This window comes from Nocardia carnea (assembly GCF_029868855.1).
GTDB classification, from domain to species: domain Bacteria; phylum Actinomycetota; class Actinomycetes; order Mycobacteriales; family Mycobacteriaceae; genus Nocardia; species Nocardia carnea_A.
Genome location: NZ_JARWOV010000125.1, coordinates 1 through 3,355, shown reverse-complemented (window position 1 = coordinate 3,355; position 3,355 = coordinate 1). Strand labels below are relative to the sequence as shown.

Annotated in this window: 4 protein-coding genes; 1 reads left to right on the top strand and 3 read right to left on the bottom strand. The window is 70.6% G+C overall.

All coding sequences use genetic code 11. The annotated features are described in order from the left end of the window. The first annotated feature begins 77 nt into the window (after nt 1-77). Complete coding sequence (locus QH195_RS12290) at nt 78-806, top strand: cobalt-precorrin-6A reductase (protein WP_280435452.1); 729 nt, start codon at nt 78-80, stop codon at nt 804-806. Nucleotides 807-837: 31 nt separating this feature from the next. Here QH195_RS12290 and QH195_RS12285 read toward each other — a convergent pair whose 3' ends face one another. From QH195_RS12285 to QH195_RS12275, 3 genes are all read right to left on the bottom strand, one after another. Continuing rightward, on the bottom strand, nt 838-1,362 hold the full coding sequence (locus QH195_RS12285; RefSeq protein WP_280424143.1) for a PadR family transcriptional regulator: 525 nt from the start codon (nt 1,360-1,362) through the stop codon (nt 838-840). 55 nt (nt 1,363-1,417) lie between these two features. Continuing rightward, nucleotides 1,418-2,974, bottom strand: a complete 1,557-nt coding sequence (locus QH195_RS12280; protein WP_280435451.1) for a precorrin-2 C(20)-methyltransferase — start codon at nt 2,972-2,974, stop codon at nt 1,418-1,420. Beyond that, nucleotides 2,971-3,355: precorrin-8X methylmutase (locus QH195_RS12275; protein ID WP_280435450.1), on the bottom strand; the 385-nt coding region annotated here is incomplete at its 5' end. The genes QH195_RS12275 and QH195_RS12280, both read right to left, overlap by 4 nt.

The following is a 3,355-nucleotide window of genomic DNA, read 5'->3' as shown; positions in this document are numbered from 1 at the left end:
CCGTATTCGCCCTGGGTATACTTCCGCGGGCAGCCCTTATAATCCTGCTGGGGGGCGGTACGGGGGCGGCCCGGTAACTGGCCCACACACTCGCCGCCGTGCGAGGACTCGAGATCGTGTCCTCGCTCGCCGGACGCGTATCCGATCCCGTCCGGCCCGGGGGAACCGTACGGGTCGGCGGCTTCGGCGGTGTCGAGGGCCTGCGGAATTGGCTGGTCGGCAACGGAATAGAGCTGATCGTCGATGCCACCCATCCATTCGCCGCGACCATGACCGCGCACGCCGCGCAGGCGGGCGCCGAGCTGGGCCTGCCCATGGTCCGGCTGAACCGGCCGGGATGGGTCCCCGGTCCCGGCGATCATTGGCTGCGGGTCCCGGACCTGGCCGCGGCCGCACGCGTGTCCGCGGCTACCGGCGACCGGATCCTGCTCACCATCGGCCGGCAGGGGGTCGGTTCCTTCGCCGGATACACCCGGCCGTGGTACCTGATCCGCGCCATCGATCCGCCCGAAGCAGCGCTGCCCCCACGTCACGAGATCCTGCTGGCTCGTGGCCCTTTCACGGTGGAGTCGGAGAACGCGCTGCTGGCGCGGCACCGTATCGAGGTGCTGGTGACCAAGGACAGTGGTGGTGCGGCGACCGCGGCCAAACTCGTCGCGGCCCGGCATTCAGGCATTCCCGTGGTGATGGTCGACCGGCCGCCGGTGCCGCCCGGCCTCGTCGAGGTCACGTCCGTCGGCGCGGTACGTGAATGGGTGACCGGATACGCTGCCCTGCACCGCGATCAGAACTCTGAGCGAGGGTAGCGGCGGTACGCCGAATTTGCGCGGTCAGCTCTCAGGAGGCGAGGATTTCCGGCAGCCGGTCGAACCACTCCAGAACCGCGCGTTCGTAACCGATCCCGAACTCGAGGGTGGCGCGTGCGTACGGGGGCATCGTCCGGGCGGATTCGGCCTGGTAGCGGTCCAGCCGTTCCTGGTGCACCTTGCGACTGTTGTCGATGATGGCGGCCAGATGCGCCCGGTCCAGATGGCCGCCGAAATGCAGGGTGAGCAGCAGCGGGAATCGGATGGTCTCCGCACTCGGATCGCGGGCGATCCATTCGGCGAATTCCGCGCGCCCGGCCTCGGTGATCCGATACGGGGTGCGGTCGCGGGCACCGGCTTGCCCTTTCTCGACCAGTCCCGCCGCGTCCATGGTGGCCAGTTCCCGGTAGACCTGACTCTGGGTGACGGTCCAGAAATCGCCGATCCGTTCCTGCGCGAGGGTCACCAGATCCCAGCCGGACATCGGTCCCTCGTGCAGGAAACCCAGCAATGAGGCGGCCGTGGAGTTCAGCGGCCGCTTCCGATTGCCGTTCACCGCATATCCCCTTTCCCGACGTTATTCCATAGTGGAATGCTATCGGATCGGGGTGTCAGCCGTGATATCGCCGTGCGGTGAACACCCGAGGCCCGTCGTCGCCCCCGACCACCGCGGTGGTGGAGGCGCCGATGATCAGCAGTGTGCGCATATCCACCTCGGCGGGATCGAGTTCGCCGAGCGGTACCACCCGCACCGACTCCCGTGGACCTCCGACATCGCGCCCGAGAACCACCGGGGTCTCCGGTGCGCGATGGTCGAGCAGAATATCCTTCATCGCCCCCACCTGCCACGTGCGCTTACTGGAGGCCGGGTTGTAGACCGCGATCGCCATATCGGCGGCGGCCACCGCCGCCAGCCGTCGCGCCACCACCTCCCACGGTTTCAGGCGGTCCGACAGCGAGATGGTCGCGTAGTCGTGGCCCAGCGGTGCGCCCGCCCGGCTGGCCACGGCATTCGCCGCCGTCACTCCCGGCAGCACTCGCACCGGCACGCCCGCCCACTGCGGGTCGGCGGATTCCTCCAGAACCGCGGCCGCCATGGCGAACACCCCGGGATCACCGGAAGACACCACGACCACGCGCCCGCCTCGCGCGGCGAGATCCAAAGCCATGGCCGCGCGTTCGGATTCCACCCGGTTGTCGCTGGCATGGCGGCGCTGACCGGCGCGGGCCGGGACCCGGTCGATATAGGTGGTGTAGCCGACGAGATCGGTCGCGGCCGCGAGCGCCGCGGTGACCTCCGGGGTGGTCCACGCGGTATCGCCCGGGCCGAGCCCGACGACGACGACTTCCCCCGTGCCGGTACCGGATTGCGTCGTAGTCTCTGCGTCTCCCGTGCCCGCCGAGGCCACCGCGGGACGCTTGTCCGTGGGCAGTACGGTCGTCGGCTCCGGCCCGGGAACGATGGTGATCGCGAAATAGGGTACCTGCGATTCGTCCACATCGCCTGCGGCCAGCACACGTTCGCGGCCGGTGCTGGCCCGTTCCACGTAGTAGGCGCGGTCGAGCCGGCCGGAGTCGGCCAGCGCCTTGCGGACGGCGGGGTAGGTGCGGCCGAGTTTCATGATGGCGGCCGCGTCGGTGTTCGCGAGCCGGCGGGTGAGCTCGTCGGGGGCCATGGTGCCGGGGAGCACGGTGAGCACCTGTTCGCCTTCCACCAGCGGCGTACCCAGGGCCGCCGTCGCCGCACTCACCGAGGTGATACCCGGGACGATCTCCGCTTCGAACCGGTCGGCCAGGCGCCGGTGCATATGCATGTAGGAGCTGTAGAACAGCGGATCCCCGGCGGCCAGCAGCGCCACCGACCGGCCCGCCGCAAGATGCGCGGCCAGTCGTTCCGCGGCCGCGGCATAGAACTCGTCGATAGCGCCCTGATAGCCACCCGGATGGTCGGTGGTCTCGGTGGTCACCGGATAGATCAGATGCTCTTCGAGCTGCCCCGGACGCATATACGGTTCCGCGATCCCGCGCGAGATACTGCGGCCGTGGCGGGCGCTGTGGAAGGCGATCACATCGGCTTCGGCGATGATCCGCGCCGCCTTCACCGTCACCAGTTCGGGGTCACCCGGACCCAGTCCGACACCCCAGAGTTTTCCGGTCCGCACGGTCATTCCTCTTCGCTCGCGATCGCGTTCAGGGCGGAGGCGGTGATCGCGCTACCGCCGCGCCGCCCGCGGACCGTCAGATATTCCAGGCCCGAGCTCTCGGTGAGGGCTTCCTTGGATTCGGCGGCGCCGACGAAGCCGACCGGAATGCCCAGCACGGCCGCCCGGGCGGGGGGGGCCGGGGGGGCCCAGTGCACCAGGGGGGGGCCCCCGGGGGGGGGGGGGGCGCGGGGGGCCCCCGGCCCCCCGGGGGGGGGGGCGGGGTGGAATTGGGGGGGGCCCGGCGGTGGGGGGGGTGGGGGCCCTTGGGCAACGGCGCCCCCGGGGTGTTCCCCCGGGTGCAATTGGGCCCCCGCGGCCCCCCCGCGGCGGGCGGCCGTGCTGGGC